This is a genomic window from Amycolatopsis cynarae (genome assembly GCF_026802195.1).
Taxonomy (GTDB): domain Bacteria; phylum Actinomycetota; class Actinomycetes; order Mycobacteriales; family Pseudonocardiaceae; genus Amycolatopsis_E; species Amycolatopsis_E rhizosphaerae.
The window spans coordinates 6,667,659-6,694,028 of record NZ_CP113836.1 but is presented as its reverse complement, the minus strand read 5'-3'; the positions used below and the strand labels follow the sequence as shown (position 1 = coordinate 6,694,028).

Annotated in this window: 25 protein-coding genes; 15 read left to right on the top strand and 10 right to left on the bottom strand. The window is 70.4% G+C overall.

What is annotated here, in order from left to right:
- Positions 1 to 3: 3 nt before the first annotated feature.
- Together ORV05_RS32355 and ORV05_RS32350 are read right to left on the bottom strand one after the other, a co-directional pair.
- Positions 4 to 735 (bottom strand): YcnI family copper-binding membrane protein, encoded by a 732-nt coding sequence (locus ORV05_RS32355; protein ID WP_268755682.1) that lies wholly within the window; start codon positions 733 to 735, stop codon positions 4 to 6.
- 60 nt (positions 736 to 795) lie between these two features.
- Positions 796 to 1,269 carry a hypothetical protein gene (locus tag ORV05_RS32350; protein WP_407652809.1) on the bottom strand — a complete coding sequence of 158 codons (474 nt, stop codon included), beginning with the start codon at positions 1,267 to 1,269 and terminating at the stop codon, positions 796 to 798.
- Positions 1,270 to 1,580: 311 nt separating this feature from the next.
- On the opposite strand from ORV05_RS32350, the gene ORV05_RS32345 reads away from it, so the two are divergent.
- The 4 genes from ORV05_RS32345 to ORV05_RS32330 are packed head-to-tail and all read left to right on the top strand — an operon-like array spanning position 1,581 to position 5,137.
- A complete protein-coding gene (locus tag ORV05_RS32345; RefSeq protein ID WP_268755681.1) occupies positions 1,581 to 2,228 on the top strand; it encodes an ABC transporter permease in 648 nt (215 codons plus the stop codon).
- Positions 2,221 to 3,402, top strand: coding sequence for an ATP-binding cassette domain-containing protein (locus ORV05_RS32340; RefSeq protein ID WP_268755680.1), 1,182 nt, complete (start codon positions 2,221 to 2,223; stop codon positions 3,400 to 3,402). Before ORV05_RS32345 ends, ORV05_RS32340 begins: the two co-directional genes overlap by 8 nt.
- Positions 3,399 to 4,175 (top strand): ABC transporter permease, encoded by a 777-nt coding sequence (locus tag ORV05_RS32335; RefSeq protein ID WP_268755679.1) that lies wholly within the window; start codon positions 3,399 to 3,401, stop codon positions 4,173 to 4,175. The genes ORV05_RS32340 and ORV05_RS32335 overlap by 4 nt, the downstream gene beginning before the upstream one ends.
- Positions 4,172 to 5,137: a glycine betaine ABC transporter substrate-binding protein gene (locus tag ORV05_RS32330; protein WP_268755678.1), complete on the top strand. Its 966-nt coding sequence runs from the start codon at positions 4,172 to 4,174 to the stop codon at positions 5,135 to 5,137. The genes ORV05_RS32335 and ORV05_RS32330 overlap by 4 nt, the downstream gene beginning before the upstream one ends.
- A 19-nt stretch (positions 5,138 to 5,156) precedes the next feature.
- Here ORV05_RS32330 and ORV05_RS32325 read toward each other — a convergent pair whose 3' ends face one another.
- Complete coding sequence (locus ORV05_RS32325) at positions 5,157 to 5,621, bottom strand: DUF6474 family protein (protein ID WP_268755677.1); 465 nt, start codon at positions 5,619 to 5,621, stop codon at positions 5,157 to 5,159.
- A 95-nt stretch (positions 5,622 to 5,716) separates the two neighbouring features.
- On the opposite strand from ORV05_RS32325, the gene ORV05_RS32320 reads away from it, so the two are divergent.
- Positions 5,717 to 7,348, top strand: coding sequence for a TM0106 family RecB-like putative nuclease (locus tag ORV05_RS32320; RefSeq protein ID WP_268755676.1), 1,632 nt, complete (start codon positions 5,717 to 5,719; stop codon positions 7,346 to 7,348).
- Positions 7,349 to 7,385: 37 nt separating this feature from the next.
- Here ORV05_RS32320 and ORV05_RS32315 read toward each other — a convergent pair whose 3' ends face one another.
- The gene (locus tag ORV05_RS32315) at positions 7,386 to 8,144 is read right to left on the bottom strand and encodes an SDR family NAD(P)-dependent oxidoreductase (RefSeq protein ID WP_268755675.1); all 759 of its coding nucleotides are present in this window, start codon (positions 8,142 to 8,144) and stop codon (positions 7,386 to 7,388) included.
- A 153-nt stretch (positions 8,145 to 8,297) separates the two neighbouring features.
- On the opposite strand from ORV05_RS32315, the gene ORV05_RS32310 reads away from it, so the two are divergent.
- Entirely contained in the window at positions 8,298 to 9,599 is a 1,302-nt protein-coding gene (locus ORV05_RS32310) for a UDP-glucose dehydrogenase family protein (RefSeq protein ID WP_268755674.1), read from the top strand.
- A gap of 44 nt (positions 9,600 to 9,643) precedes the next feature.
- Here the strand turns inward: ORV05_RS32310 and ORV05_RS32305 are convergent, their stop codons facing one another.
- From ORV05_RS32305 to ORV05_RS32295, 3 genes are read right to left on the bottom strand one after another with little or no spacing between them, the layout of a single operon-like run.
- Positions 9,644 to 10,546, bottom strand: a complete 903-nt coding sequence (locus tag ORV05_RS32305) for a VOC family protein (RefSeq protein WP_268755673.1) — start codon at positions 10,544 to 10,546, stop codon at positions 9,644 to 9,646.
- Complete coding sequence (locus ORV05_RS32300) at positions 10,539 to 11,063, bottom strand: RNA polymerase sigma factor (protein WP_268755672.1); 525 nt, start codon at positions 11,061 to 11,063, stop codon at positions 10,539 to 10,541. Before ORV05_RS32300 ends, ORV05_RS32305 begins: the two co-directional genes overlap by 8 nt.
- 52 nt (positions 11,064 to 11,115) lie before the next feature.
- Positions 11,116 to 12,528: an MFS transporter gene (locus tag ORV05_RS32295; RefSeq protein WP_268755671.1), complete on the bottom strand. Its 1,413-nt coding sequence runs from the start codon at positions 12,526 to 12,528 to the stop codon at positions 11,116 to 11,118.
- Positions 12,529 to 12,630: 102 nt separating this feature from the next.
- Between ORV05_RS32295 and ORV05_RS32290 the strand changes: the two genes are divergently transcribed.
- The 3 genes from ORV05_RS32290 to ORV05_RS32280 all read left to right on the top strand — a co-directional run bounded on the left by ORV05_RS32290 (position 12,631) and on the right by ORV05_RS32280 (position 15,356).
- A complete protein-coding gene (locus ORV05_RS32290) occupies positions 12,631 to 13,494 on the top strand; it encodes a helix-turn-helix transcriptional regulator (protein WP_268755670.1) in 864 nt (287 codons plus the stop codon).
- Between the two features lie 118 nt (positions 13,495 to 13,612).
- On the top strand, positions 13,613 to 14,680 hold the full coding sequence (locus ORV05_RS32285; protein ID WP_268759996.1) for a sensor histidine kinase: 1,068 nt from the start codon (positions 13,613 to 13,615) through the stop codon (positions 14,678 to 14,680).
- A 7-nt stretch (positions 14,681 to 14,687) separates the two neighbouring features.
- The gene (locus ORV05_RS32280) at positions 14,688 to 15,356 is read left to right on the top strand and encodes a response regulator (protein WP_268755669.1); all 669 of its coding nucleotides are present in this window, start codon (positions 14,688 to 14,690) and stop codon (positions 15,354 to 15,356) included.
- 244 nt (positions 15,357 to 15,600) lie between these two features.
- Here ORV05_RS32280 and ORV05_RS32275 read toward each other — a convergent pair whose 3' ends face one another.
- The gene (locus ORV05_RS32275) at positions 15,601 to 16,857 is read right to left on the bottom strand and encodes a DUF1707 domain-containing protein (protein ID WP_268755668.1); all 1,257 of its coding nucleotides are present in this window, start codon (positions 16,855 to 16,857) and stop codon (positions 15,601 to 15,603) included.
- A gap of 122 nt (positions 16,858 to 16,979) precedes the next feature.
- Positions 16,980 to 18,290: an alginate O-acetyltransferase AlgX-related protein gene (locus ORV05_RS32270; protein WP_268755667.1), complete on the bottom strand. Its 1,311-nt coding sequence runs from the start codon at positions 18,288 to 18,290 to the stop codon at positions 16,980 to 16,982.
- A gap of 58 nt (positions 18,291 to 18,348) precedes the next feature.
- Between ORV05_RS32270 and ORV05_RS32265 the strand changes: the two genes are divergently transcribed.
- The 3 genes from ORV05_RS32265 to ORV05_RS32255 are packed head-to-tail and all read left to right on the top strand — an operon-like array spanning position 18,349 to position 23,902.
- A complete protein-coding gene (locus ORV05_RS32265) occupies positions 18,349 to 21,519 on the top strand; it encodes a glycosyltransferase (RefSeq protein WP_268755666.1) in 3,171 nt (1,056 codons plus the stop codon).
- 51 nt (positions 21,520 to 21,570) lie between these two features.
- Positions 21,571 to 22,689, top strand: coding sequence for an acyltransferase family protein (locus tag ORV05_RS32260; RefSeq protein WP_268755665.1), 1,119 nt, complete (start codon positions 21,571 to 21,573; stop codon positions 22,687 to 22,689).
- 52 nt (positions 22,690 to 22,741) lie between these two features.
- Positions 22,742 to 23,902 (top strand): acyltransferase family protein, encoded by a 1,161-nt coding sequence (locus tag ORV05_RS32255; RefSeq protein ID WP_268755664.1) that lies wholly within the window; start codon positions 22,742 to 22,744, stop codon positions 23,900 to 23,902.
- Here the strand turns inward: ORV05_RS32255 and ORV05_RS32250 are convergent.
- The gene (locus ORV05_RS32250) at positions 23,844 to 24,920 is read right to left on the bottom strand and encodes a hypothetical protein (protein WP_268755663.1); all 1,077 of its coding nucleotides are present in this window, start codon (positions 24,918 to 24,920) and stop codon (positions 23,844 to 23,846) included. The two genes, ORV05_RS32255 and ORV05_RS32250, sit on opposite strands and share 59 nt — an antisense overlap.
- A gap of 105 nt (positions 24,921 to 25,025) precedes the next feature.
- On the opposite strand from ORV05_RS32250, the gene msrA reads away from it, so the two are divergent.
- Genes msrA through ORV05_RS32235 form a run of 3 tightly spaced genes read left to right on the top strand, consistent with a single transcriptional unit; the run spans position 25,026 to position 26,256 of the window.
- Positions 25,026 to 25,694, top strand: a complete 669-nt coding sequence (gene msrA, locus ORV05_RS32245; protein WP_268755662.1) for a peptide-methionine (S)-S-oxide reductase MsrA — start codon at positions 25,026 to 25,028, stop codon at positions 25,692 to 25,694.
- A gap of 40 nt (positions 25,695 to 25,734) precedes the next feature.
- Positions 25,735 to 25,986, top strand: coding sequence for a type II toxin-antitoxin system Phd/YefM family antitoxin (locus ORV05_RS32240; RefSeq protein ID WP_268755661.1), 252 nt, complete (start codon positions 25,735 to 25,737; stop codon positions 25,984 to 25,986).
- A gap of 3 nt (positions 25,987 to 25,989) precedes the next feature.
- Positions 25,990 to 26,256 (top strand): type II toxin-antitoxin system RelE family toxin, encoded by a 267-nt coding sequence (locus ORV05_RS32235; RefSeq protein ID WP_268755660.1) that lies wholly within the window; start codon positions 25,990 to 25,992, stop codon positions 26,254 to 26,256.
- Positions 26,257 to 26,370 lie beyond the last annotated feature (114 nt).

The window sequence follows — 26,370 nt, the reverse complement described above, 5'->3', positions numbered from 1 at the left end:
CATCTACTTTCCTGCCTTGCGTGCTCGTAGGATCGCTCCGCCGCCGAAGCCGAGGCCCAGCGCGCCGACGATCAGTCCGGCACCGCCGAGCCAGCGAGCGGTGCTGTCCATGGTGTCGGCCGGGCCTGCCGTGGTCGAGGCCGCGGTGGCGTCGGTGTGATCGTGGCCGCCATCGCTGCCCGCGGCCGCGAGTTCCACGACCGGAGCCGGGTGCTCCGGCTCCGCGCCGCCGGCGCTCTCCTGGTTCCAGTTCACCACCTTGCCGCCGTCATAGGTCTGGACCACTGGCAGTACCAGCTGGTCCACGTTCGACGGCAGGGTGGAAGCGGTGATCTTGAACTCCTGGAACTCGGTGTCCCCCTTGGCGATGCCGCCGCCGGGCAGTGCGGTGAACACGATCTTGGTGACCGGGTTGGTCACGTCGAGGTTCTTGCCGTTCTTCACCGGCGCGGGCAGCGTCGTCTTGGTCACCTCGGCCTTCCAGCCCGGAATGGGCTGGTACCGCACCGAGCTGATCGCGTACTCGGGTTTGAAATCCACTTCGACGCCGACAGTGCCGGCGTCGGCCTCTTCGTTCGGCACGCGGAAGACGATGGTGCCGCTGCCGCCCTTCTGCGGCGTGCTCGTGCCGGGATTGGTAGTGACGTGGGCGGAGGCGACGCCTGCGCCCAGGAAGGCGGCCGCACCGAGGACGGCGGCCGCCACGGTCGTGCTCAGCGCACGGGTGATCACCATGGTAAGGATGCTCCTGAATGAGTCGGGGCCAGCGGATTGCGCTGGGGTGAAAGGGAAATTTCAGGAGCGGACGGGTGGCCCGCGCCGCCCGTGAACCCGGCGAAACACCACCGACACGAGCGGGGTGTCGCCGGGCGCGGGAAGCGGGACGGGCACGGGGCCCGGCGGCACGGGGAGCGGACCCCGCAGGACCGGGAGCAGCAGCCGCAGGCCGGCCACCGCGGCCTGGAGCATCGATTCGGCGTGTGCCAGCAGAAGGCCCGTGAGCACGGTGGCGCCGGCGTGTGCCAGGTACATCCCGGTGCCGGGCGCGGTCTGGTGGCTCATCAGGCTGGACAGCACGAGGTGCATGCCGAGCTGGGCGACACCCAGTACGGCGAGGAGGCCGAAGACGCCGCGCGTGCGGTCGGCCAGCGCCGCGCCGGTCCAGCCGACGAGCGCGGTGAGCAGGAGGGTGAGCGCGGTGTCCGGCATTCCGCCGCCGGCCAGCGCATGCGCCGTCATCGCCAGCCCGGCGGAGCTGACGGCCAGCAAGCAGCCCCGCGCGGTGCGTAACGCGCCGCGCTGCCCTCGCTGGTTGCTCACCCGCCCAGCGTAGGAGACGGCGGAAGTGCGCCGCGACGGCGTTACGTGTGGTGAGCGCAACTCCGGGTTCGAGCGCGGGAAAAGGTGATCAATCGATATCTCTCCTGGTCATCCCCGGCGTCGATGGCCGGTGGTGACTGCGTCGACCAGGGGTGACGGTTGCTTGTTGGCGGAAAATAAGCAACGGTTAGCTCGCCGTTTACCAACGACTCCTCGTCGCACCGGACGAGTGAGCGAGTCGGGAGGGAGGGCAACGCCGCGTGAACCTATTCCAGTACGTGGCGGATCGCTGGCCCAGACTTTCCCTGCAGGCCTGGCTGCACGTCAGCGAGGTGGTCCAGGCGACGCTCGTCGCCGCCGTGATCGGGGTACTGGTGGGGGTCGCGGTCTACCGCAGCCCCCTCGGCTCGGCACTGGCCACCGCACTGGCCAGCACGATCCTGACCATCCCTTCCTTCGCGCTGATCGGGTTGCTCATTCCGATCGTCGGCCTCGGGGTCGCGCCCAGCGTGATCCCGCTCGTCGTCTACGCGCTGCTGCCGATCGTGCGGAACACGATCGTCGGGCTCGGCGGTGTCGATCCCGCGGTCACCGAAGCGGCCAGGGGCATCGGGATGAGCCGGTTCGGCGTGCTCACCCGCGTCGAACTGCGGCTGGCCTGGCCCGCGATCCTCGCCGGGATGCGCGTGGCCACCCAGATGTTGATGGGCATCGCGGTGATCGCCGCCTACGCCAAGGGCCCCGGCCTCGGTGCCGAGGTCTTCGCCGGGCTGACCCGCGCGGGCAGCGCGAACGCCACGAACCAGGCCCTCGCCGGCACGCTCGGCGTCGTCATCCTCGCGCTGCTCATCGACGGGGTCTACGCCCTCATCACCCGTTTCACCGTGCCCAGGGGGATCCGTGTCTGAAACCGTGAACACCGCGAATCCGGCACCCGGCTCGCCCGCCGTCTCCGGGGTGGAGATCGAACTCGACCACGTGACGAAGCGCTACCCGGGCACGAAGGCGCCGGCGGTGTCCGAGCTGACCATGACCATCCCCGCCGGGGAGGTGGTGATCCTGGTCGGCCCCTCCGGCTGCGGAAAGACCACCGCGATGCGGATGATCAACCGGCTGATCGAACCCACCTCGGGCCGGATCACCATCGGCGGCGAGGACGCGCTCGGACTCGAGCCGGACCGGCTGCGCCGCAAGATCGGCTACGCCATCCAGCAGGCCGGGCTGTTCCCGCACTTCACGGTGGCGCAGAACATCGCGGTGGTGCCGGGCCTGCTCGGCTGGGAGCGCAAGCGGATCGACGACCGCGTCGACGAGATGCTGGACCTCGTCGGGCTGGATCCCGCGGAGTTCCGGAACCGCTACCCCCGTCAGCTCTCCGGCGGGCAGCAGCAGCGCGTCGGGGTGGCCAGGGCGCTGGCCGCCGATCCGCCGGTCCTGCTGATGGACGAGCCCTTCGGCGCGGTCGATCCGATCACCCGGGGCAACCTGCAGGACGAGCTGCTGCGGTTGCAGGCCAAGCTGCGCAAGACGATCGTCTTCGTCACCCACGACTTCGACGAGGCCGTGAAGCTGGGCGACCGGATCGCCGTCCTCGGCGACCGGTCCACGATCCTGCAGTACGACACGCCCGAGGCGATCCTCGCGCATCCGGCGAACGACACGGTCGCGGGGTTCGTGGGCGCGGGCGCCTCCCTCAAACAACTCACCCTGCTGCGGGTGCGCGATGTGGAACTGTCCCGCGAGGTCGAACTCGCGACCCTGGGCGAGTCCCCGGCCCAGTTGCGGGCGCGCCTCGCCGAGCGGCGGGCGACCTACGCCCTGGTCCTCGACCAGCGAGGCCGCCCGGTCCGCTGGGTCCACATCGGCGATCTCGGCCGGGCCACCTCGCTGGCCGGCGCCGGCCGCGCGCTCAGCGACAGCGTCACCGTGCAGTCCACGCTGCAGGACGCGCTCGAGGCGATCCTCGTCGAGGGTGGTGCGGTACCGGTCACCGGCCTGGACGGCCGCTACACCGGGATGATCGAGCTCGACACGGTGATCGCCGCGATCCATCGCCTGCGTGAGGAGTACGCGGAGTCATGAGCACCGTTGGTGAAAGCGCTTTCCGCAGCGAATCCGGTTCACGCCGGGCCGACCGGACCCGGCTGATCACGCAACCGCTCGCCGTGGTCGTCCTCGTCGGTGCCGTGCTGATCTGGGCACTGACCAGGAACAACGACGCGATCGAGCAGCGCAGCCTCAACCCCGGCACGTTGGCCGCCGACACCTGGCAGCACCTGCTGATCACGCTCGCGGTGGCGGTGATCGTGGTGCTCGTCGCGGTCCCGCTCGGCATCCTGCTCACCCGGCCCCGGGCCCGGCGGATCGCGCCGCTGTTCCTCGGCATCGCCAACATCGGCCAGGCCGCGCCGGTGCTCGGCATGCTCGTGCTGTTCTTCCTCTGGACCAGCGGGGAAGGCTTCTGGTGCGCCGTCCTGCCGATCGCGTTCTACTCACTGCTGCCGGTGCTGCGGAACACGATCGTCGGCATCGAAGCGGTGGATCCGTCGCTGACCGACGCCGGCCGCGGGATCGGCATGTCCTCCTCGGCCGTGCTGTTCCGGATCGAACTTCCGCTGGCGTACCCGCTGATCCTGGCCGGGCTGCGCACCTCGCTGGTGCTCGCGGTGGGCACCGCGACGCTCGCCTTCTTCGTCAATGGCGGCGGGCTCGGCGAAATGATCGACACCGGCTACAAGCTCAACCGCGTTCCGGTGCTGGTCACCGGCGCGGTGCTGGCGGTCGGGCTCGCCCTCCTCGTGGACTGGGTGGGCGCGGTGATGGAGGAGTACTTCGGCCCGAGGGGGCTGCGGTGAAAGTCTCGAGATGGCTGCGGACCGTGCTGGCGGTGGCGCTCGCCGTGTCGGTGACCGGATGCGGCCTGAACGTCAACGCCGCACTGCCCTACCAGGTGCGGCCGGGCTCGATCCGGCCGGTGCCGAGTCTGGCGGGGCTCACCGTCACGGTGGGCTCCAAGGACTTCACCGAGAACATCATCCTCGGCTACCTCGCGGAACTGGCGCTGTCCGCGGCCGGGGCCAAGGTGGTCGACCTGACCAACATCAGCGGATCGAACTCGGCGCGCCAGGCGCTGCTCAACGGGCAGATCGATCTGATGTGGGAGTACACCGGCACCGGTTGGATCTCCTACCAGGGCAACACGCAACCCATCCCGGACGAGCGGCAGCAGTACGACGCGGTCAAGGCGGCCGACGAGCGGCGCTTCGGGATCGCGTGGCTGGACTATTCGCCGGTCAACGACACCTATGCCTTCGGGACCACCGAGGCGTACGCCCGGGCACACGGTCTCCGGACCGATTCCGATCTGACCGCGTTCCTGGCGCAGCACCCGGACCAGGCCGTGTTCTGCGTGGAGACGGAGTTCGCCAGCCGTCAGGACGGTATGCCCGGCGTGCAGAAGGCCTACGGGTTCCCCGTGACGACGCTCAAGACCTTCGGCACCGGCGCGATCTACTCGGCGATCGCCAACGGCACCTGCAACTTCGGTGAGATCTTCACCACCGACGGCCGCATCGCCGGCCTGCACCTGCGCGTGCTGCAGGACGACAAGAAGTTCTTCCCGCAGTACAACGCCGCCGTCACGATGAAGAAGTCCTACCTGGCCGCGCATCCCGCGCTGGCCGGCGTGCTGGAGCCGGTCACGAAGGCACTCGACAACGAGCAGATGATCGAGCTGTGCAAGCAGGTCGACGTGGACGGCCGGGACGCGGGCCAGGTCGCGCACGACTGGATGGTGGCGAAGGGCTTCATCACCTGAGGCCCGCGCCACCGGGTATTCAGACGCCGAGCCGCTTGAGGAGCTGGGATTCGAGGGTCTCGAGTTCGTCGCGGATCGCGTGATGCGCGCTCCTCCGACGGGAGGAGGGCATGCGTTCGGCCGCGTGGACCGCCGCGGTCAGCTGCTCGAGATCGCCGTGGGCCCTGGCGGCGAACCGCCGGTCGTCCTCGGTCGCCCGCTCGGATTTCCGCAGCTCGTCGAGCGCTTCGGAGACCCCGGCGATGCGGGCGAGCAGTCCGGCGCCCCGGCCGGTGAACTCGGAAAGCCGTTCCACCGGCACGCCGAGGCGGCGCGCCTGGTACCGGTCGTAGGCCTCACGCACGGCGCCTGCGGCGCGGACCGCGACGGGGAGGAGCACGGGTGCCACCGCGGGTACCACGATCTTGGCCACCGAGACGGCGTTGCGGGCCTTCTTCGGGGTCAGCCCCCTGTCTTCGGACTCGCGGGTCTTTCTGCGTGCCATGGGATGAACTTACTGGTCACCTGGCGGACCGGCATGTCCGGCACGGGAGCGGTCTCCGTGACTTTCCGTCGGTGCGGGCTTCTACAGTGGGGAGTATGGAGAACGAGGTGCTGTTGGACGCCGCCGCGGTACACCGTTGCCGGCGCCGGGTGCACCTCGAACACGCCCCCGAGCACCGTGACACGCCGCTCGGACCGCCGGATCCGGCCACCGAGCAGCGGATCGCCGACGCGGCGGCGCACCGGGAGGAGATCCGGCGGCGGCTGATCGAGGCCGCCGCGGGGGAGTGGGTCACGGTGCCGCGCGAACTTCCCGCCGAGGAGCGCGTAGCGCTCACGGAACGGGCGATCGAGGAGGGCGCGAGTCACATCTGGGGCGCGTTGCTGCCCGCCGACCGCCGGGGCCACCGGCGCGGCGGGGCGGAACTGCTCATCCGGGACGGCCAGGGATACCTGCCGATGCTCGTGGTGCGCCACCGGATCACCGACCCGGGCACCGGGGCGATCACCACCGCCCCCACCGATCTCGACCCGGCACACGCGACGGCCGACGACAGGCGGAAGGTCCGGTCGCAGCCGCGCGACCAGCTCCGCCTGGCGCACCTGCGGCGGATGCTGGAAGGACTCGGCCTGGCCTCGGCGCGGCCGCTCGGCGGCGTGATCGGCCTCGATGCCGACGTGGTGCTGTGGCACGACCTGTCCGCGCCCACCTGGCCGGGCGGCCGCAACGCGCTCACCGAGTACGACGCGCGTTTCGCCGACCGTCTCGCCGTGGCGCAGGCGGCGGCGAGCGGTGGGCCCGTGCTGGCCGAGCCGTCCCGGGTCCTGGAGTGCCGTACCTGCCCGTGGTGGGTGACCTGTGAGCCGCAGCTGCGTGCGCTGCGGGACGTGAGCCTGGTGGTGCGTGGTGAGGACGCGGTGGAACTGCGCCGCGCCGGGGTGTCCACTGTGGACAAGCTGGCCGCGCTCGATCCCGCCGACGAGCCCCCGATCCTGTGGACCTCCGGCACCTTCGCCGACGCGGTGGCGCTGGCGCGGGCCTGGCTCGCCGATCTGACCGTGGTGCGCAAGGTGCCCGAGGTGGTCGTGCCGAGGGCCGACGTCGAACTGGACGTCGACATGGAGAGCTTCGGCGAGTCGGGCGCGTACCTGTGGGGCTGCCTGCTTTCCGGGGCCGACATCGGGATCGAGCGCGGGTACCGGGCGTTCGTGACCTGGGACCCACTGCCCACAGTGGACGAAGCCCGGTCGTTCGCGGAGTTCTGGGGTTGGCTGCGCGAGGTCCGCGGGCGGGCCGAGGCGGCGGGGCTGACCTTCCGCGCCTACTGCTACAACGCGATGGCGGAGAACCGGTGGCTGTTCGGCTCGGTCGAGCGCTTCGCCGATTTCGAAGGAATTCCGGCCAAGCGCGAGGTCCAGTCCTTTGTGGACTCCGATCAGTGGGTGGACCTGTTCCGCAGCGTGTCGGACCAGTTCCTCTGCGCCCGTGGCAAGGGGCTCAAGGTGGTCGCCCCGGTGGCCGGGTTCACCTGGCGCGATCCGGAGGCCGGCGGTGAGGCGTCGATGCGCTGGTACCGGGCGGCCGTGGGGATGGACGGCGGCGAACCGGATCCCGGCCAGCGCGACCGACTGCTCCGCTACAACGAGGACGATGTCCTGGCCACGAAGGCCCTGCGCGAGTGGATGTCCGGCCCGGCGGCCGAGATCCCCTACATGGGCGATCTCTGAGCCGGTGCGGCCCCTGGCGGGGCCGCACCGGGGCGGGTCAGCGCGGGGCCATCCGCAGCGAGCCGTCGAGGCGGATCACTTCGCCGTTGAGGTAGTCGTGCTCCACGATGTCCACGGCCAACTGGGCGTACTCGTCCGGGCGGCCGAGGCGCTTCGGGAAGGGCACCCCGGCGGCCAGTCCGGCGCGGAACTCGTCGCTCACGGTGGCCAGCATCGGGGTGTCGATGATGCCGGGGGCGATGGTCATCACGCGGATGCCGTGCGAGGCGAGGTCACGGGCCGAGGGCAGGGTCAGGCCGACCACGCCGCCCTTGGAGGCCGAGTAGGCGACCTGGCCGATCTGGCCGTCGAAGGCCGCGACGGAGGCGGTGTTGATCACGACGCCGCGTGCGTCGTCGGCCAGCGGCTCGGTCTTCGCGATCGCCTCGGCGGCCAGGGTGATCACGTTGAAGGTGCCGATCAGGTTGATCTCGACGACCTTGCGGAAGAGGTTGAGGTCGTGCGGGCCGCGCTTGGACAGGATGCGGGCGGAGGGGCCGATCCCGGCGCAGTTGACCACGATCCGCAGCGGAACGCCGGAACCGGCGGCCTGGTTCACCGCGGCCTGGACCTGTTCCGGATCGGTGACATCGGCTTCGACGTAGGTCACGCCGTCGACCGCCGGGGCCTTTTCGATCCCGCCTGCCAGGTCGAGGGCGAAGACGCGAGCGCCCTTCGCGGCGAGCGCCTGGGCCGTGGCACCACCGAGACCGGAGGCACCCCCGGTGACGATCGCTGCCGTGTCCGTGATCCGCATATCGTTCCCTTCTCGACGTGGCGGCAATGCCGCTCACAGGTTAACGCTCGTTCGCATGGGCCCGTGGTGGCCCTTCTCACCCGTCGTGTGGAGTATTCGGGCCTGACCCCTGCCGTTAGCGCGGCCGTCAACTCCGGCTGTCACCTTCCCAGCATGGGCTCAGCTCGGATCACCGTGATCGGTACCGGATACGTCGGCCTCACCACCGGAGCCTGCCTGGCCAGCCTCGGGCACCGGGTCACCTGTGTGGACGTCGACGAGGTCAAGGTGGCCAGACTGGCCGCCGGGCAGGTGGACATCCTCGAACCGGGGCTGGAGGAACTGGTCTCCCGCGGACTGGCCGCCGGGCGGCTGAGCTTCGCGGTCGGCTCCCGGGGCTCGGTCTGGAACGCGCAGGCGGTGTTCCTGTGCGTACCCACCCCGATGGGGGCGCAGGGCGCGGCCGACCTCCGCGCGGTGGAGGCGGTCGTGGATGAAATCGCCGGCGCGCTTCCGCCGGGATGCGTGGTGATCACCAAATCGACCGTCCCGGTCGGCACCGCGCAACGCATCCGTGACCGGCTCGGCCGGTCCGACGTGCCGGTGGTGGCGAACCCCGAGTTCCTGCGGGAGGGCACCGCGGTCAGCGACTTCCTCAACCCCGACCGGATCGTGGTCGGCGCGGACGACGAGGCCGCCGCGCGGCGCGTCGCCGCACTGTACGCCGACCTCGCCGCGCCCACCGTGGTCACCGACGCGGCGAGCGCGGAACTGGTGAAGTACGCCGCCAACTGCTTCCTGGCGATGAAACTGTCCTATGTGAACGCCATGGCCGAGCTGTGCGAACGGCTGGGCGCGGACATCCTGTCCGTCACCGAGGGCATGGGGTACGACCACCGGATCGGCCGGGCCTTCCTCAAGCCCGGCCCCGGCTGGGGCGGCTCGTGCCTGCCCAAGGACACCCACGCGCTGGTCCAGGTGGCCGAGTCGGTCGGCTTCGACTTCTCCCTGTTGTCGGCCGCGATCGGCGAGAACATCGCCCAGCGCGACCGGATCGTCGCCAAGATCGCCGGAGCGGTCGGCGGCAGCCTGGCGGGGTCCAGGATCGGGGTGCTCGGCCTGGCGTTCAAGGCGGGCACCAACGACCTGCGCGACTCCCCGGCCCTGTCGGTGACCTCGATGCTCGCCGCGCACGGTGCCGAGGTGACCGCCTACGACCCGGCGATCGGCGGCGACCTGCCCGGGATGCGCCTGGTCGACGACCCGTACCAGGTCGCCAAGGGCGCGGACGCGATCGTCGTGCTGACCGAGTGGGACGAGTTCCGCCGCCTCGACTGGTCCTACCTCGCCGACCTCATGCACGGCGACGCGGTGGTCGACACCCGGAACCTGCTCGACCCGCCGGCCATCCTCGCGGCCGGTCTGTGCTGGCTGGGTCTTGGTCGTCCCCGCGTCCGCGCCCGCGCCACGGCTTAGGATGCCCAGGAGCCGCGCAGGGGCACCCAGGGCGCTCAGGGCGCTCAGGGGCGCTGCCAGAGCCAGAACTCGATGCCCTGGTTGTCGGTGCAGTCGGCGGTGAGCCCGTAGGGGTGATGCTCGCTCTCCCCGGTCCGGCCGCCGAGTTCCCGCACCCGGGCGAGCGCCGCTTCGAGATCGTCGACGGCGTACATCGGCTTCCAGCCGATCTGCCGCCCCGGGCCGCCCCACAGCCCGCCCTCCAGTCCGTGTCCCTGGACCAGCCAGCCGCCTTCCACGCTGCCGGGGGAGAACCGCCAGCCCAGCACCCCGCCGTAGAAGGTCTTGGCCAGTTCGGCATCCGGTACCTGGAAGGTGAAGTAGTTGGCCTCCCCGTGCCGGGGCCCGGTTTCGCCCCCGGGCGTCCGTGCCGGGGCCTGGGCGACGATCCACCGCTGCCCGAACGGGTCGCGCAGCGCCCCGCTGCGGCCGTATCCGCTGTCCTGCACCGGTCGCAGCACCTCGGCGCCCCGCGCCACCGCCCGCGCCACCGCATCGTCTACATCGGACAGTTCGATGCGGATCGAGGCGCCCGCGGGCGCGGCCCGGTGCCCGATCTCCGGTGCCTCGTCGGCCAGCATCAGCACGGCATCGCCGATCGCCAGTTCGGCGTGCCCGATCGTGCCGTCCGGCATGACGACCGGATCGCCACGGCGGGTCGCGCCGAACACTTCGACGTAGAAGTCCAGCGCGCGCCGGGCATCGGGCACTGCCAGGTACGGGGTCAGGGAGCGCACTTCGGCCCTCGCAGGCGTTTCGGTCGTGGTCATTCCTCGTGCTCCTTCCGGTTCTCCTTGCAGCACGGCGCGGCGTAACCGCTCCCGCAGTCCGGTGGCGAACCGGGGATCGGGCTCGATCGGCCGGGCCTGCCCGAGGAGGGCATGGAGGTCGGCGAACGGATCAGCCATCGCTGCCCTCCTTCTCCCGGTAAGCCGCGCGGAACGCGGACCTGGCCCGCACCAGCAGCGCCTCCGTGGCGTGCACGGTGCGCCCGAGCAGGCGGGCCACCTCCGGAACTCCCAGTCCGTCCACATAGCGCAGGATTAGCGCACTCCGGTGATGGACACCCAGTTCGTCGAGCACCTGTCTGGCCATCAGCGCGTCCAGTCGCCCGTCCCAGGGATCGATGGTCTCGACCTCCTGCTCGTGGACGAGCCGCAGCCCGCGCTCCTCGCGTTCCCTGCGGCGCCAGTGGTCGACCAGCTTGTGCCGGGCCACCCCGATCAGCCACGCGGTGCTGACCGGCGGTGCCTCCGGCCGTCGGCAGGCGGTGACCGCACCGAGGAAGGTCTCCGAGGCGAGCTCCTCGGCGACGGTCGGGTTCCCGCACCGCGACAGCAGGTACCCGTAGACCTCCGGCAGCGCGGTCTCGTACAGACCGAGCAGTTCGAAGGCCGGGTCCGGTCGCACCCGCGGTTCGCTCACATCCCCATCGTCGTCCGGGAGGCCGCTGCTCCGACGGGTTCGCCCGGATTTTTCACGCGCGGGGGTCGGGCAGCCGGTTCGCGGTCGCCGCGATCCCGGCGATCAGCAGTGCCTGCACCCCGGTGACGGTGAGCAGCGCGCCCTCCAGCCCACCGGTGGCGAGACTGGCGAACAGGCTGCCGAGAGTGGCCACGCCGAGCGCCAGCGAGGTCTGCTGCGTGGTGGTCAGCACCCCGCTGCCCACCCCCGCGCTCGCCGCGGGCACCCGCGAGAGGATCAGCCGGAACATGGTCGGCGCGGTCAGGCCCTGGCCCGCCCCGCAGAGCAGGGTGCCCGGCGCGAGATCGGCGACGTCGAGGTTCGGCCACGCCATCAGCACGGTCGCGATCAGGGTGAGCAGACCGAGCAGTTGAACGGTCGTGCCCAGGATGACGACGCGGTGCCCGTACCGCCGCACCAGCCTGCTACTGCTCAGCGAGGTGACCAGGAAGGCCAGCGCGAGCGGGGTCAGGGCGAGGCCGGAACCGAGCGGGCCGAGGTGCAGGCCGTCCTGCAGGGTCAGCGCGTAGACGAACATGAAGCCGCCGAACGAGGTGAAGAACGGGATGGCGATGCCAAGGCCGTGGCGCATGCTCGGCACGCGCAGCACCGACATCGGGAGCAGCGGCGCGCCACCGGCCTGTTCCATCCGGCGTTCCGCTCTCACGAACGCGGTCGCGGCGAACGGGAAGGCGGCGAGCACCAGCCAGCACCACAGCGGCCAGCCGAGCGTCCGGCCCTCCATCAGCGGGACCAGCAGGGTGAGCAGTGTGAGGCCGAGCAGCGCGGTGCCGGCGCGGTCCACCCCCACGGGGTCGGTGGCATGGGTCTCGGGCAGCGTCCGCCGGGCCAGCAGCAGTCCCAGCAGCCCGATCGGCACGTTGACCAGGAAGACCGGCCGCCAGCTGGTGCCGCCGATGTCCGCCGACACCAGGACCCCGCCGAACAGCTGGCCGATCACCATCGCGATACCGCCGGTGGCGCCGTAGTAGCCCAGGGTCCGGGCCCGCTGCTCACCCGAGGTGGTGGCCTGGATGATCGACAGGACCTGCGGCACCATCATGGCCGCGGCGCCACCCTGCGCCACCCTGGCCGCCACGAGCACGGTCGCGTCCGGCGCCAGCCCGCACACCAGCGAGGTGAGGGTGAACGCGGCCAACCCGGCGGTGAACAGGCGGCGGCGGCCGAACGCGTCGCCGAGCCGCCCGCCCACGACGAGCAGCAGCGCGTAGGCGATGGCGTACCCGGCGACGATCCATTCGAGTGCGGTGGTGGAGGTCTTCAGATCGCTGTGGATGGTCGGCAGCGCGACGTTGACGATGAACATGTCGATCGGGGCGAGTGCGGCACCCAGGAGCACCGTGGCCAGCCCGGCCCGGCTCAACGCCGGAGTCGCCGGCGCCGCGAGGGTGGTGGTGGTCGTCATGAGTACCAGGTTCGGGCGCCGTCCAACCTGGTACCAGGAGCCTGGTTATCCAGGTATTCGGACTACCTGGTAACTGGCTGGACGGTGTGACACAGTGGCGGCATGACCGGCATTCTGACCACCGCCGCACCGGAGCGGCCCGACGTCATCCGCCGCCGGGAACTCGCCGCGTTCCTGCGCAGCCGCCGCGAGCGCATCACCCCCGAGCAGGTCGGCCTCCCGTCCTTCGGCCGCCGGCGCACCCCGGGATTGCGGCGCGAAGAGGTCGCGCAGCTCGCCGGAGTCGGCGTCACCTGGTACACGTGGCTCGAACAGGGCCGCGACATCAACGCCTCCGAACAGGTACTCGAGGCCATCGCGACCACCCTGCGGCTCGACCCGTACGAGCGCTCCCACCTGTTCACCCTCGCCGGGCTCGGCGAGCCGGTCGTGGCCAAGGAGTGCAAGGCCGTCTCGCCCGGCATCCGCGCGATGCTCGACAAGCTCGATCCGTTCCCCGCCGCCGCGTACAACGGCCGCACCGACATCCTCGCCTACAACCGCGCCCACAACTGGCTGTTCGAGGTCGACGAACTGCCGTTCGAGGAGCGCAACTCGCTGCTGCAGCTGTGCACGAACCCGAAGTGGCACGCGCGGCTGCCCGGCTGGGAGGACGGCGTGGCGCGGTCGGTGGCGCAGTTCCGGGCAGTGATGGCCGAGCACGTGGGGGAGCCGAGTTTCAAGAAGCTGGTCAAGCGGCTGCGTGAGGAATCGCCGCTGTTCGCGCGGGCATGGGAGCAGCACGACGTGCAGCCGATGCGCAATCTCAGCAAGCACTTCCTGCACCCCGAGGCCGGTCTGCTCAGCTTCGACTACACGCACCTGTGGTTCGGTCGCCGCTCCGAGATCCGGCTGACCACCTACACCCCCGCCGACGCGGAAACCGAAGCGAAGCTGCGCTGCTTGGACCTAACGTCGGGGACGTAATCGGACGGCCGCTTCCGGACGGACGCGCACCGGGCCGGAGTGCCGTAGCTTTTCAGGCGTGTGGCGAGGGAACGGGCGGGTGCCGGCCCCGTGCGATGTCCTGCTGACGGTCGTGCCGATGGTGCTGGTCCTCGGTGTGACGACCGCGGCCGGGCATTTCCAGCACGCCCGGCATCCACTCGACCCGCTCGGCTACGCCTGGCTGGTGGCCGCCGCCCTGCCGTTGCTGGTGTCGCGGCGGTTCCCGCTCCCGGTGTTCCTCGTCGTCGCCGGGCTGACCTTCGCCTACTACTGGTCGGCCTACCCGAGCGGGCCCGCGATGCTTCTGCCCACCGTCGCGCTGTTCACGCTGACGAGGCTGCGGGGGCCGGTGGTGGCCGGTATCGCCGGGACCGTGGCACTGGCCGTGCCGTTCGGGGCGCATCTGATCGTCCGGGGAAGCGCTCTCCTCGACGCGCGCGCCGCGCTGGTCATCGCGTGGCTGGCGGCCGTGCTGGGCATCGGGACGGCCGTGCGCAACCGGGTCGCGGCGATCCAGGCGGCCCGCGAGCGTACCGCCGAACACCGCGAGCGCCTTGCCGAGTCGGAGCGGCTGCGGATCGCCCGCGAGGTGCACGACGTGGTGGCCCACAGCCTGGCCATGATCAACGTGCAGGCCGGGGTGGCGGCGCACGTCGCCGACCGCCGTCCCGAACAGGCGGTCGAGGCCCTGCGGGCGATCAAGGAGGCGAGCGCCGCCGCACTGGCCGACCTGCGTGCCACCGTCGCGGTCCTGCGCTCCGGACAGGGGCTCGGCCCGGCGCCGAGCCTGCGCCAGCTCGACGAACTGCTCGACCACACCCGCGCTACCGGTCTGGACGTCCAGGTGCACGGATCTCCCGGGGAGCTCCCCGCGCCCGTGGACGGCGCCGCCTACCGGATCCTGCAGGAATCCCTGACGAACGTGGTGCGGCATGCGAACCAGCCGGGTCTGGTCCGGGTGACGTTCGCGCGGCGAGGCGGCACGCTGGAACTCGTGGTACGGGACGACGGCCGCGGTGCGACCGAGCCCAAGCCGGGCAACGGGTTGCGGGGTATGGGCGAGCGGGCGACGGCCCTCGGCGGAGAGCTGACCGCGAGACCCGTCGACGGCGGATTCGAGGTACGGGCGCTGCTGCCCGTCGAGGAGCGGACCGAGGGGGATTGAGGGGCGAATGCCGATCCGCGTGGTGCTGGCCGACGACCAGGCGCTGGTGCGCGCCGGGTTCCGCGTCCTGCTGGAAACCGAGGAGGGGTTCGAGGTCTGCGGCGAGGCCGGTGACGGTGCTGGTGCCGTCGAACTGGCCCGGCGGCACCAGCCGGACGTGGTGGTGATGGACATCCGGATGCCCGGTGTGGACGGGCTCGAAGCCACCCGCCGCATCACCGCCGACGAGGAACTGGCCGCGGTGAAGGTGCTCGTGCTGACCACCTTCGACATCGACGCCTACGTCTACGAAGCGTTACGAGCCGGGGCGAGCGGATTCCTGCTCAAGGACACGGAGCCGGTCGAACTGCTGCGGGCGCTGCGCATCGTGGCGGCCGGGGAAGCGCTGCTCGCGCCCACCGTCACCCGGCGGCTGATCTCGGAGTTCGTCGCCAGGCCGGAGAACCGGCGGGTCGACGCGCGGGCCGTGGAGCAGATCACCGAACGTGAACGCGAGGTGCTCGGCCTTGTCGCCGGCGGCCTGTCGAACGACGAGATCGCCGCGCAGCTGGTCATCTCCGCCGCCACCGCCCGCACCCACGTCAGCCGCATCATGACCAAGGTCGGCGCCCGTGACCGCGCCCAGTTGGTGGTCCTCGCCTACGAGTCCGGTTTGGTCAAACCCCGTAACACATAGCTTGTGCTTTTCAACGGCGTCGGGGACTGCCAAAAAGTTCTAGCGGCCGCGGAGGAGTTGCCAGGTTATCCGCACGAGGAACACGATCCCGGCGAGGCCGGCCAGGCCGATGCCCATCCACATGTCGTACCTCCCTTCGCACGTGATCCTCTGTCCGGAAGACGCGCGAAGGGGGGAGGTGGTCGGGGTACCGGGGAGAAAAGCCACTGAAGTGTGACCCCCGCCCCGGCCCCGGCCGTTCCGGTCAGGAGTTGCGCTGCGTCGGCGGCGCGTGCTCGATCTGCTGCTCCAGAACCGTCTTGAACTCGTCCTCGACGGCGGTCCGGTCGCTGCCGAAGGCCTCGACGATGATCACTCGGCCGTACAGCACGTACACCGCGCGGTAGACCGCCTGGCTGCTTCCGCTGCGGGTGCTGAACACCGGCACGCCCTGCATCGCCAGGTCCTGGTTCGCGGGCAGGCCGCCGTTCTGCTGGTTGCTGGCGTACTGCTGCGCCACCGTCGAGGCGGTCTGGGTGTCGGGCAGGGTCAGCGAGAACATGCCGATCGTGACCGCGCCGTCGGTCGAGGTGTTGAGCCGTCCGCTGGTCATGCCGCCCTGCGTGAGCGCCGAGATGACGGTGTCCGGCAGCAGCTTGCCGCTCTTGAGGGTGGTCAGGGTGAAGTCACCGCCACCGTTGCGCGGGGTACCCGGCGGCGTGATCAGTGCGCTCTTGTCGTCGGCCGGCTCGGCCTTCGCCGGGGGCGGCGCGGGCAGCTGCTTGGTGGTCGGCGAGGCCGCGGTGGGGGCGGGGGTGTTCGCCGCGACGCCCTGCGGGGTGTTGCCGTTGTGGAAGAAAAGCAGCCACACGGCGACCCCGAGCCCGGCCACCACGATCACCGCGAGGGCCGAGAAGAGGATCTTGCGTCCCTTGTTGCCCGAGGAACCCGGCCCCGAGTCGAAGCTTTCCGGCCCCTGCGACACCTGCGGGCCGCCGCCCCAGTCGTAGCCGCCGGTCGGGGCGATGGGCGGCAGGTCCGAACCAGCCCACGGCGGGGTGGCGTCCTCCTGCGGGGCGTTCCACATCGGCTGCTGCGGGGCCGCGAAGCCGGCGGGCGGGGACTGCGGGCCCTGCTGGTACGGAGGCTGCTGCTGGACCTGCCACGCGGGCACCGCCTGGGTGCGCTCGGAGGCCGTGTCGCGCGGCTGCACCACCTGCGTGGCTTCCGGGTGGACGCCGGGCATCGGCACCTGCTGCTGGGGCGGCTGCTGCACCGGCTGCTGCGGTGCCGGCTGGTTCTGCGTGCCGGGGCGCTGCGGGAAACCGCCGGGAGGCGACACCGGTTCGATGATCTGCGTCGCGTTCGCCTGTTCACCGCCCTGGTTGGGCTGGGAGCCGGGATCGCCGGAGGTCACCGCGGCGGAAAGGATCTGGTCGCGTCGCGCGCGGTAGGCGTCGGCGGACAGGGTGCCGCTCGCCAGGTCTTCGTCGAGCTTGCGCAACTCTTCCTGCCAGGTCACCCCGGCACCCCCTTCGGGATAGATGTTCACCGATGCTGACGGGCTCCGCCGCGACAACCGGGAACGGTGAAGCGGTTCCCGGACCGTGCATATTGTGCACCCCGCCATTGGCGCGGTTGTTGCTACCTGGGGTTATTCGCCAGTACCGCGGCGATCTGGTCGATCACGGAATCCTCGAGCAGCGGGCTCGCGCCGCCCGCGGCATTGCGTTCGGCCAGCTCCACCACCACGGTGTCCCGGTCGGCGAGCAACTGGGCGGCTTCGGCCGTGGGGTTCGCCGCCATCGTTTCGGCGTGCACGATGCTGACGTCCTGGAAAGCCGCGGCGAGAAACGGCGATGCGAACTGCGTGAACGAGTCCGCGATCAGCGCGACCTTGCCCCCGATGACACCCTTCCCCGGTTCGGCGGTGTTTTGCTGGAGGTGCAGGGGAGTTCGAAAATCGCTCGCCACGTAGTGCGAGCGATCCGTGGTGCCGTCCGGGGCGAGCGAGTAGGTCTGAAGATGCCGGTTTTCCGATTTTCCGATCAGTGGGGGAAGATCCGCCGGCCACGGGTTGACCCGTCCCGGTTTCGCCATCCAGGAGGCGGTGATGCCGGGCTGGAGCCGTTCCGCGAGGGCGTAGGCCATGGTCAGGCCGCCCTCGTAGTTCCAGTGCGTGTCGTTCGGGTCGTACAGCGGGTGGCCGACGCGGGCCGTGGTCGCGGCGAGGCTCGGGCGCAGGTCGATGTTTCCGAGCTGGGTGGCATCGCGCCAGAACTGGTCGGAAACCGCTCGCGAACAGTCGCGCCCGGGATAGGAGGCGGGCAGGTGCTCGGGCAGTTCGGTCGACTTGTCCGGGGCGATGATCAGCTCGAAGCGCCGTCCGGACGATTCGACCGCCGCCCGCAACCGCTGGAACGCCCGCACCACCCCCGCGGGGTTCAGGGTGGGCGCGCACTTGTTGCTCACGTCGGCACCCAGGTAGATCCAGCCGTCGGAACCGAAGATCAGGGGCGGGTAGTTCTCCGCCGGAGGGGTCGGCGGCCGTTGGTCCTGCGGCCCGAGCACGGTGGGTCCCCCCTGTGTGCTGCCGCGGCCGGATCCGGGCGGGTCCCCGAAGACACCGGTGCTGATGCCGTTCGCGGCCTCGACCCCGGCCTGCCGCAGGGGCAGCTGGTCGGTGGCCCAGGCGGACAATCCGGTGAAGAACGCCCATCCCGAGCCCAGTGGGGGAAACCCGTGCAGGGCGCGGTTTTCGAAGGCGGTGGGCCGCACACCGACCACGAAGGCCAGCGCCGGTACCAGGAAGAAGACGATGGCGGAGACCAGTGCCGTCCGCTGCCGCAGGCTGTGCCGGGGCCGGTAGAGGTTGTGTTCCTTGGGCAGCCAGGATTCCGGAGTGGGAGGCAGACCGCCCGAGCCCGGCGGGTGCGATCGGGTGCCCACCTTCATGGGACGTAGGGTACCGAGCACCGCGGGCCGGTGGTGCCGGTTCGCTAACCTGCTCGGCATGGATGTGGGGACCCCGGGCGAACGACTCATCGAGTGGACCGGCGAACGCTGCGTGCCGTGGACCGACGACCACCAGGTCATCTACGAGCACTACCACCGTTATGCCTTCGCCCTGCGGTTCGTCGCCGGAAAGCGCGTGCTGGACCTGGCCAGCGGCGAAGGGTACGGCTGCGCGCTGCTCGGCCGGGCCGCGGCCGCGGTGGTGGGGCTGGAACTGGACCCGGCCGCCGTCGAGCACGCCCGGCGCCGCTACCAGTCCGGAACGGTGAGCTTCGAGGTCGGCTCGATGGACGATCCGGAGGCGCTGTCCGGGGCCGAACCCTTCGACGTGATCACCTGCTTCGAGGCGATCGAACACGTCGAGGCCCAGGAACAGGTGTTGCGACTGGTGCGGCGGCTGCTGGTCCCCGGCGGGGTCTTCCTGTGCAGCACCCCCGACGTCGAGGTCTACACGCACGACCACGGCAACGAGAACCCTTATCACGTCAGGGAACTGGACGAAGACGGTTTCCGTTCGCTGCTGTCGGGGAGCTTCGCCCACGTCGAACTGCTGCGGCAGAACGTCGCGGTCGGGTCGCTGATCCACGGCGAGGGAACCGGTGGCGAGCTGCACACCATGAACCAGACCTCGGCCGACGAGTGGTCGGTGCGCGAGGGTGCGCCGCACACCTATTTCCTCGCGGTCGCTTCGGATGAACGGGTCGAAAGCCCCGGGGTCTCCGTGCTGGTCGACGAACATCTGGCCCTCGTCGCCGCGGCGCGCGCCGAGGTGGACCGGCTGGCCCAGGCCGCACAGGCCCTGCAACGCGACCTCGAAAGCGCTTCCGAGAAGGCCGAGAGCAGGGCGGCCGAACTGGCAGAGGCCCGGGAAACCGGTCTGCGGACCGCCGCCGAACGGGACGCCGCGCTGGAGCGGATCGAGCGGGAACGTGCGGAAAACCGGCAGCTGGCCGCCGAACTCGACCGGGAGCAGCGCAAGGCCGGTCACGAGCAGGCGCGGCTCTCCTGGCTCAGCGAGACCAGCAGCAGCCTGAAGCGCACCGTGCACGAACTGGCGGCGGAGAACGCGCGCCTGCGCGAGGAGCAGTCCGCACTGGGCCAGCGCCTGATCAACCGCTACCGCACCTCTATCGAGCGGTACGCGCCGCGCGGCACCCGGCGGCGTGACCTGTACGAGCGGGCCTTCGGCCGTCCCGCCGGGGTGCTGCCCTCGGCGCCTCCGGTGCCCGGCCCGATCGCCGTGACGACGAGCGAACAGCCGATCGTCAGCGTGGTCATCCCGACCTACGGGCACTGGGACTACACCCGTCGCTGCCTGGAATCCATCGAACTCGCGCTGCCGGTCACGCCGTTCGAGGTGATCGTGGTGGACGACGCCTCTCCGGACGACTCGGCCGACCGGGCGGCCGCCTGCCCCGGCGTGCGCCTGGTCCGTGCCCCGCGCAACCTCGGTTTCATCGGCGCCTGCAACCTGGGTGCGGAGCACGCGCGCGGCGAGCTGATCATGTTCCTCAACAACGACACCGAGGTCCGGCCTGGATGGCTGGACAAGCTCGTCGAGCTCGTCGAGGACCGCGAAGACGTGGGCCTCGTCGGCTCCAAGCTGATCTATCCCGACGGCACCCTGCAGGAGAGCGGCGGGATCATCTGGGCCGACGGGACGGGCTGGAACTACGGCCGCAACCAGCAGGCGAACGAGCCGTGGTTCCAGACCGTGCGCGAGGTCGACTACTGCTCGGGGGCGGCCCTGCTGGTCCGGCGAGACCTCTTCGAGAAGATCGGCGGCTTCGACGCGCGTTTCGCGCCCGCCTACTACGAGGACACCGACCTCGCCTTCGCCGTGCGCGCGGCGGGCTACCGCACGATGGTGCAGCCGGCGTCGGTCGTGGTGCACCACGAGGGCGTGTCCAACGGCACCGACCTCGCTTCCGGGGTGAAGCGCCACCAGGAACTGAACCGGACCGTGTTCGTCGACAAGTGGGCCGCACAGCTGGCCGGGCAGCTGCCCGAGGCGAGTCCGCGCAACGTGTGGCTTGCCCGGCAGCGCGGCGCTTCAGGCCACCACGGTGGCCTCGTGCTGGTCGCCGACCACCAGGTGCCGCGGCCGGACGAGGACTCCGGTTCGGTGCGGATGAGCCGCGTCCTCGAACTGCTCGCGGACCTGCGCGAGCGGGTCGTGTTCTTCCCGATGAACCAATGGCTTCCGGAGGACTACACGAAGCTGTTGCACGACCGGGGAATCACGGTGATCGCCGGGGAGGGGCACCAGCGGGAGTTCCTGCGTGAAGCGGGCCCGGCGCTGCGCCTCGCCCTGCTGTCGCGACCCGAGGTGGCCTGGCGGCTGCTCGAACAGATCCGTGGCGTGGCGCCGGACTGCCGCGTCGTCTACGACACCGTGGACCTGCACTTCCTGCGTCTTGAGCGGCAGGCCGAGCTGGCCGCGAAGACCGGTGACGAGGACGAGGCCGCATCGCTGCGCCGCCGGGCCGCCGTCCTGCGGGAACTCGAACTCGGGCTCGCTCGCACCACCGACGTCACGCTGACCGTGTCCGAGGTGGAACGGGAGCTCCTCGGCGAGCTGGTGCCTTCGGCGAAGGTGGAGGTGCTGTCCAACGTGCACACCGCCGACCGCGCGGAAGCGGTGCCGGACGGGCGTTCCGGCGTGCTCTTCGTGGGCAGTTTCGACCACCTGCCGAACCGCGACGCGGCGCGCTGGCTGGCCGAGGAGATCATGCCGCTGGTGCGGCTCAGCAGGCCCGACGCGGTCGCGCACATCGTCGGCAGCAACCCGCCGGAGGAGATCCGGAACCTCGCCGGGGAAGGCGTGCTCGTGCACGGCTGGGTGCCCGAACTCGCCCCCCACTACCGGCGGGCCCGCGCCGTGGTGGCCCCGTTGCGGTTCGGCGCGGGCGTCAAGGGCAAGGTCGGTGAAGCGCTCGGGCACGGGGTGCCGGTGGTGGTGACCTCACTGGCCGCGGAAGGGATGCCGTTGGTGCCGGGGGAAAGCGCGCTGCTCGGTGAAACCGCCGCCGAACTCGCGGCCCAGCTGGTCACCGTGCTCGAGGACGACAAGCTGTGGCTGACGTTGTCCGAACACGGAAAGGCCGCGGTGGCCAGGCAGTTCGGGCCGGAGAACGCACGAAGGACACTTGAGACATTGTTACGATAACGCGCACATCGACACGCCTTCGAAGGTGAGTCGGCATATTACCATCGGCCGGTGCGGCCTGAAAGGAAAATCCAGGCGAATCCCAACACGGGTTTCGCCTGGCTGCGCACGATCGGCGCGCTCGTCATCGTCGTCGATCACTGCATCCCGCTGCTGGGGGTGCAAGGGGTGGCCTTCTTCCCCCCGTCCTGGTTCGTCACCCCGGGATACGTGACGCTCATGGCGTTCTTCGCCATGAGCGGTTTCCAGGTCCAGGACAGCTGGCTCCGGGATCCGTCGTGGTGGCGGTACTCGGCCCGCCGTCTGCTGCGCATCGTGCCGCCGCTGGTGGTGGCGCTCCTGATCACCACGCTGGTGATCGGGCCGCTGATCACCTCGTGGCCCGCGCACGCCTACTTCGCCCACGTCCAGACCTGGCGTTACCTGGTCGGCACCACCGTGCTGTTCCTCATGCAGCACCAGTTGCCGGGAGTCTTCCTCGGCAACCCGTATCCGTACGCGGTCAACGGCTCGCTGTGGACCCTGCCCATGGAGGTCCTCGCCTACGGGCTGGTCCTCGCAGCCGGGCTGGTGATCTCCTTCGGCGCGCCACGATTCGTGCTGTTCGTGCTGCTGGGAGGCCTGGTCTGGGGGGACACCGTGCTCGGGGCGACCGAGGCGTACCAGGGTGGCGGCGGTTCCCTGCTGGTTGTGCCGATCGGTTCGCTGGTGGCGTTCCTGGTGCCGTTCGTGATCGGCATGATCCTGCGGACCTACCGGGACAAGATCCCGCTCCGCCCCTGGGTGGCCGTCGTCCTGGTCGTGGCGTGGATACTGGCGACCGAGACCGCGGCGAGCCGCTACCTGCTCGCCGCCATGGCGTCCTACGGCGCGATCACCCTGGCTTCGCACTGGCCCAGCCGGTGGGCCCGGGGCCGCACCCTGCTCTCCGGCAGTTACGGGATCTACCTGTGGGGATTCCTGATCACCCAGTTGCTGGTCATGGCCGGGGTCCGGCAGTTGTGGCTGCTCATCGCGCTGGTCGTGCCCGCTGCTTTCCTGGCGGGCCAGCTTTCGTGGCGTCTGGTCGAGGAACCGACCCAGCGGCTGCGCCGCTACCTGCGCAAGCCGCCGCCCCCCGAACCGCGGTCCGAGGCGGAGCAGGCGGTGGTCGCGACCCTGTCGCGGTGAATTTCCAACTGCCGGTCCCGGCGAATGGATACGTGCACTACCATCAGCCGCCATGCGGGGCGCTCGGGGGAAGATCTACGCGGATCCCAATATCGGGTTCGCCTGGTTGCGCACGATCGGCGCCATCACGGTCGTCGTCGACCACTGCTGTCCGCTGCTGGAACCGAACCGGCTGACGATCTTCCCGGCCTCGTGGCACGCGTCCCCGGGATACGTGGCGCTCATGGGTTTCTTCGCCATGAGCGGGTTCCAGATCCAGGACAGCTGGACCCGCGACCCGTCGTGGTGGCGGTACTCGGCTCGCCGTCTGCTGCGGATCCTGCCGCCGCTGGTGGTCGTGCTCTGCACCACCGTGTTCGTGATCGGTCCGCTGGTCACCACCTGGCCCGCCCACGCCTACTGGACCCATGTCCAGACCTGGCGGTACCTGGTCGGGACCACGGTGCTGTTCCTGTTGCAGCACCAACTGCCCGGCGTGTTCAGCGGCAATCCCTATCCCTATTCGGTCAATGGCGCGCTGTGGACCCTGCCGATCGAGATGCTCGGTTACGCGCTGGTGCTGCTGGCCGGGGTGCTGATCTCCTTCGGGGTGTCGCGGCTCGCGCTGTTCGGCGTGCTGGGCGGCATGGTCTACGCGGACAGCGTTTTCCAGGCGACCTTCGAGTACCACGGCCGTCCCCTCTCACTGCTGGTCGTGCCGATCGGTTCGGCGGTGGCGTTCCTGGTGCCGTTCGTGATCGGCATGATCCTGCGGACCTACCGGGACAAGATCCCGCTCCGCCCCTGGGTGGCCATCGTCCTGTTCCTGGCGTGGATTCCGTTGAGCCAGACGGTGGTGAGCCGCTATCTGCTCGCGGTGATGGCGTCCTACGGCGCGATCACCCTGGCTTCGCACTGGCCGAAGCGCTGGGAACGCGCCGGAGCACTGGTGTACGGCAGCTACGGGCTCTACATCTGGGCGTTCCCGATCCAGCAGTTGCTGGTGATGGCCGGGGTCCGGCAGTTGTGGCTGCTCATCGCGCTGGCCGTGCCCGCCGCCTTCCTGGCGGGCCAGCTTTCATGGCGTTTCGTCGAGGAACCGACCCAGCGGCTGCGCCGCTACCTGCGCAAGCCGCCGCCCCCCGAACCGCGGCCCGAGGCGGAAACGACGATGATCACCCAGCGGGGAGCACCTGCCGCAGCGCCGTCACCGTCGAGTCGAGGTGCTGGCTGAGCCGGGAGGCGGCCAGTCCGCGCGGTTGGGAAACCCACACGACCACGGCGGTGTCGCCCGAGGCGTACCACGTGCCGCGCATCGCGCGGGTGCCCTTGATGCCGTTCGCCACCGGCGCGGTCGACGGTGCGGAGGTCACGGCGGTGAATCCGCCGGTCAGGGCGCCGTTGTACATGTAGTCGACGATCGCCTTCGCCTTCGCCGGGTCACCGGCCTGGATGGCGAGCACGAAGTAGTTGTCGTCGCCCTGCGATGAGCCCCGGTACACGACCTGCTGGACGCCGTTGCGGGTGAAGGTGTCGGCCGCCTGCGCGGGGTACAGCCCGAGCTCCACCCCCTTGGCCACGGAGACGGTCGAGTTGTTGACGTCCTGCGTGCCCGGCAGCGTGGGCATGCGGTTCTCCAGCGGAACCGCGGGCGTGGGAGTGCCGGCCGTGCTCGTGACGGGCACGGACGTGTTCGCCGGGTTCTGGGAGTTTTGGGAGGTGCCCCGGGCGCCGAGGAACCAGGTCGCGGCGACGATCATGGCGAGGACCAGGAACAGGCCCAGCGAGATGAACAGCCACGTCGGGCGCCGCCGGGACGGCCGGATCGTCGCGGTGGGCAGCGGGGGGACGTGCCCCTGGGGGCGCGGAGCGGGGGTGAGGCCGGGCAGCGGCATACCCGGCCGCGCCGGGTTCGTGATCACCGTGGGGGTGTCGTCGAGCGACGGGTAGCGCATCGACTCGGTGGCCCGTTCGTCGGCCGGGCTGGGCGCGGTGGTGGGCACGTCGGAGGCGAGCAGCCGTGCGGCTGAGGTGCCCAGCGGCTCGGCCTGCGGCCAGGCCGGGGTGCCCCCGGCAGGCTCGGGCGGCGCCTGCTGGGCGGGAGGCGGTGCCGGTGCCGGTGAAGGCGCGGGCCGGAAGCCACCGGAGACCGCCGCGAGCAACTCTTCACGCTGCTTGCGATGCTGGCGCAGACTGATCTTGCCGCTGGCCAGCTCGGCGTCCAGACGGCGCAGCTCCTCCTGCCAACTCATCTGGGACTCCTCGGATCCGCGTACCTGGCGTCGATGTGGAACGGTGACGGCCCAGCGCTACCGTAGCGCCTCCGAGTTGCGCCGGATCGTCCGTACAGTGGAAATATGACGTGGTTCGGCAGGGACAAGACCCGGCGGGTCACCGCGGAAGAGGCGCTGCCCGGCAGGCCGGAGCCCTTGCGGACGCCGGAGTGGCATGACGTGTACCCGGATCGCCGAATCAAGCCCCCGTTCCCGGAGGGGCTGCGAACCGCGGTGTTCGGGCTCGGTTGTTTCTGGGGCGCCGAGCGGCTGTTCTGGCGGACGCCGGGCGTGTACTCCACGGCCGTGGGCTACGCCGGCGGGCACACGCCGAACCCCACCTACGAAGAGGTGTGCACCGGCCTGACCGGACACGCCGAGGTGGTGTTGGTGGTGTTCGACCCGGCGCGGACCTCGTACGAAACGCTGCTGAAGGTGTTCTGGGAGGGTCACGACCCGACGCAGGGCATGCGCCAGGGCAACGATGTCGGCACCCAGTACCGCTCCGCCATCTACTACTCGGACGACACGCAGCGAGCTCAGGCAGAAGCTTCCTTCGCCTCCTTCGAGACGGCACTGCGCGGGGCCGGATACGGGGCGATCACCACGGAGATCGCCCCGCTGGGCGAGTTCTACTACGCCGAGGACTACCACCAGCAGTACCTCCACAAGGTGCCGGACGGCTACTGCGGCCTCGGCGGGACCGGGGTCTCTTGCCCGGTGGGCCTCGGCGTCAGGGAGGGCCAGGCATAGCCGCTGGCAGCCAAACTCTCGATTTTGTACAATTTGTGGTATGACAGAGCTTCCGATCAGCGAAGCACGTAACCATCTGGGCGATGTGGTCGCGAAGGTGGAGCATGCCCACGAGCGGGCCGTGCTGACCCGGCATGGGCGTCCCGTCGCCGCGGTCGTCTCCATCGACGACCTCCGGGCCTTGGAAGCGGCAGAGGACGAGGCTGATCTGCTTGCCGCGCGCGAGTCTCTCGCCTCTGAGGAGCGTCGCGTGCCGCACAGCGAGATCCTCTCCGAGCTTGGTCTCGTTTGATCCGTGCAGTACGGCATCGAATGGACGGCACCTGCCGCTCGAGAGCTTCGCAAGCTTGATCGATCGGTGCAGCGCCGAATCGTGCGTGCCGTTACGGAACTCGGCTCGGATCCCCGGCCTCCCGGATCGAAGGCATTGGTGGGGCACCCAGCGGGCGTGATGCGGATTCGAGCGGGCGACTATCGGGTCGTATACGAGATCAAGGATGACCGGGTGCTCGTCACCGTTGTGCGCGTCGCCCACCGTCGCGAGGTGTACCGCAGGCTTTGATCTTCATGCCCGACGGGGCACCTAGGGGTTGCCTCGCTGGGACCGGGGTCTCTTGCCCGGTGGGCCTCGGCGTTGCCGGGGATTGAACGCCACCGTGTGATGCAACCATACTGC

Bases quoted from the DNA above. Each gene is read 5' to 3' on its own strand.
- ORV05_RS32265 (WP_268755666.1), top strand. From the start codon at position 18,349: ATGGATGTGGGGACCCCGGGCGAACGACTCATCGAGTGGACCGGCGAA.
- ORV05_RS32270 (WP_268755667.1), bottom strand. From the start codon at position 18,290: ATGAAGGTGGGCACCCGATCGCACCCGCCGGGCTCGGGCGGTCTGCCT.
- ORV05_RS32290 (WP_268755670.1), top strand. From the start codon at position 12,631: ATGACCGGCATTCTGACCACCGCCGCACCGGAGCGGCCCGACGTCATC.
- ORV05_RS32250 (WP_268755663.1), bottom strand. From the start codon at position 24,920: ATGAGTTGGCAGGAGGAGCTGCGCCGTCTGGACGCCGAGCTGGCCAGC.
- ORV05_RS32285 (WP_268759996.1), top strand. From the start codon at position 13,613: ATGGTGCTGGTCCTCGGTGTGACGACCGCGGCCGGGCATTTCCAGCAC.
- ORV05_RS32335 (WP_268755679.1), top strand. From the start codon at position 3,399: ATGAGCACCGTTGGTGAAAGCGCTTTCCGCAGCGAATCCGGTTCACGC.
- ORV05_RS32305 (WP_268755673.1), bottom strand. From the start codon at position 10,546: ATGGCTGATCCGTTCGCCGACCTCCATGCCCTCCTCGGGCAGGCCCGG.
- msrA (WP_268755662.1), top strand. From the start codon at position 25,026: ATGACGTGGTTCGGCAGGGACAAGACCCGGCGGGTCACCGCGGAAGAG.
- ORV05_RS32325 (WP_268755677.1), bottom strand. From the start codon at position 5,621: ATGGCACGCAGAAAGACCCGCGAGTCCGAAGACAGGGGGCTGACCCCG.
- ORV05_RS32240 (WP_268755661.1), top strand. From the start codon at position 25,735: ATGACAGAGCTTCCGATCAGCGAAGCACGTAACCATCTGGGCGATGTG.
- ORV05_RS32320 (WP_268755676.1), top strand. From the start codon at position 5,717: ATGGAGAACGAGGTGCTGTTGGACGCCGCCGCGGTACACCGTTGCCGG.
- ORV05_RS32355 (WP_268755682.1), bottom strand. From the start codon at position 735: ATGGTGATCACCCGTGCGCTGAGCACGACCGTGGCGGCCGCCGTCCTC.
- ORV05_RS32295 (WP_268755671.1), bottom strand. From the start codon at position 12,528: ATGACGACCACCACCACCCTCGCGGCGCCGGCGACTCCGGCGTTGAGC.
- ORV05_RS32310 (WP_268755674.1), top strand. From the start codon at position 8,298: ATGGGCTCAGCTCGGATCACCGTGATCGGTACCGGATACGTCGGCCTC.
- ORV05_RS32280 (WP_268755669.1), top strand. From the start codon at position 14,688: ATGCCGATCCGCGTGGTGCTGGCCGACGACCAGGCGCTGGTGCGCGCC.
- ORV05_RS32315 (WP_268755675.1), bottom strand. From the start codon at position 8,144: ATGCGGATCACGGACACGGCAGCGATCGTCACCGGGGGTGCCTCCGGT.
- ORV05_RS32255 (WP_268755664.1), top strand. From the start codon at position 22,742: ATGCGGGGCGCTCGGGGGAAGATCTACGCGGATCCCAATATCGGGTTC.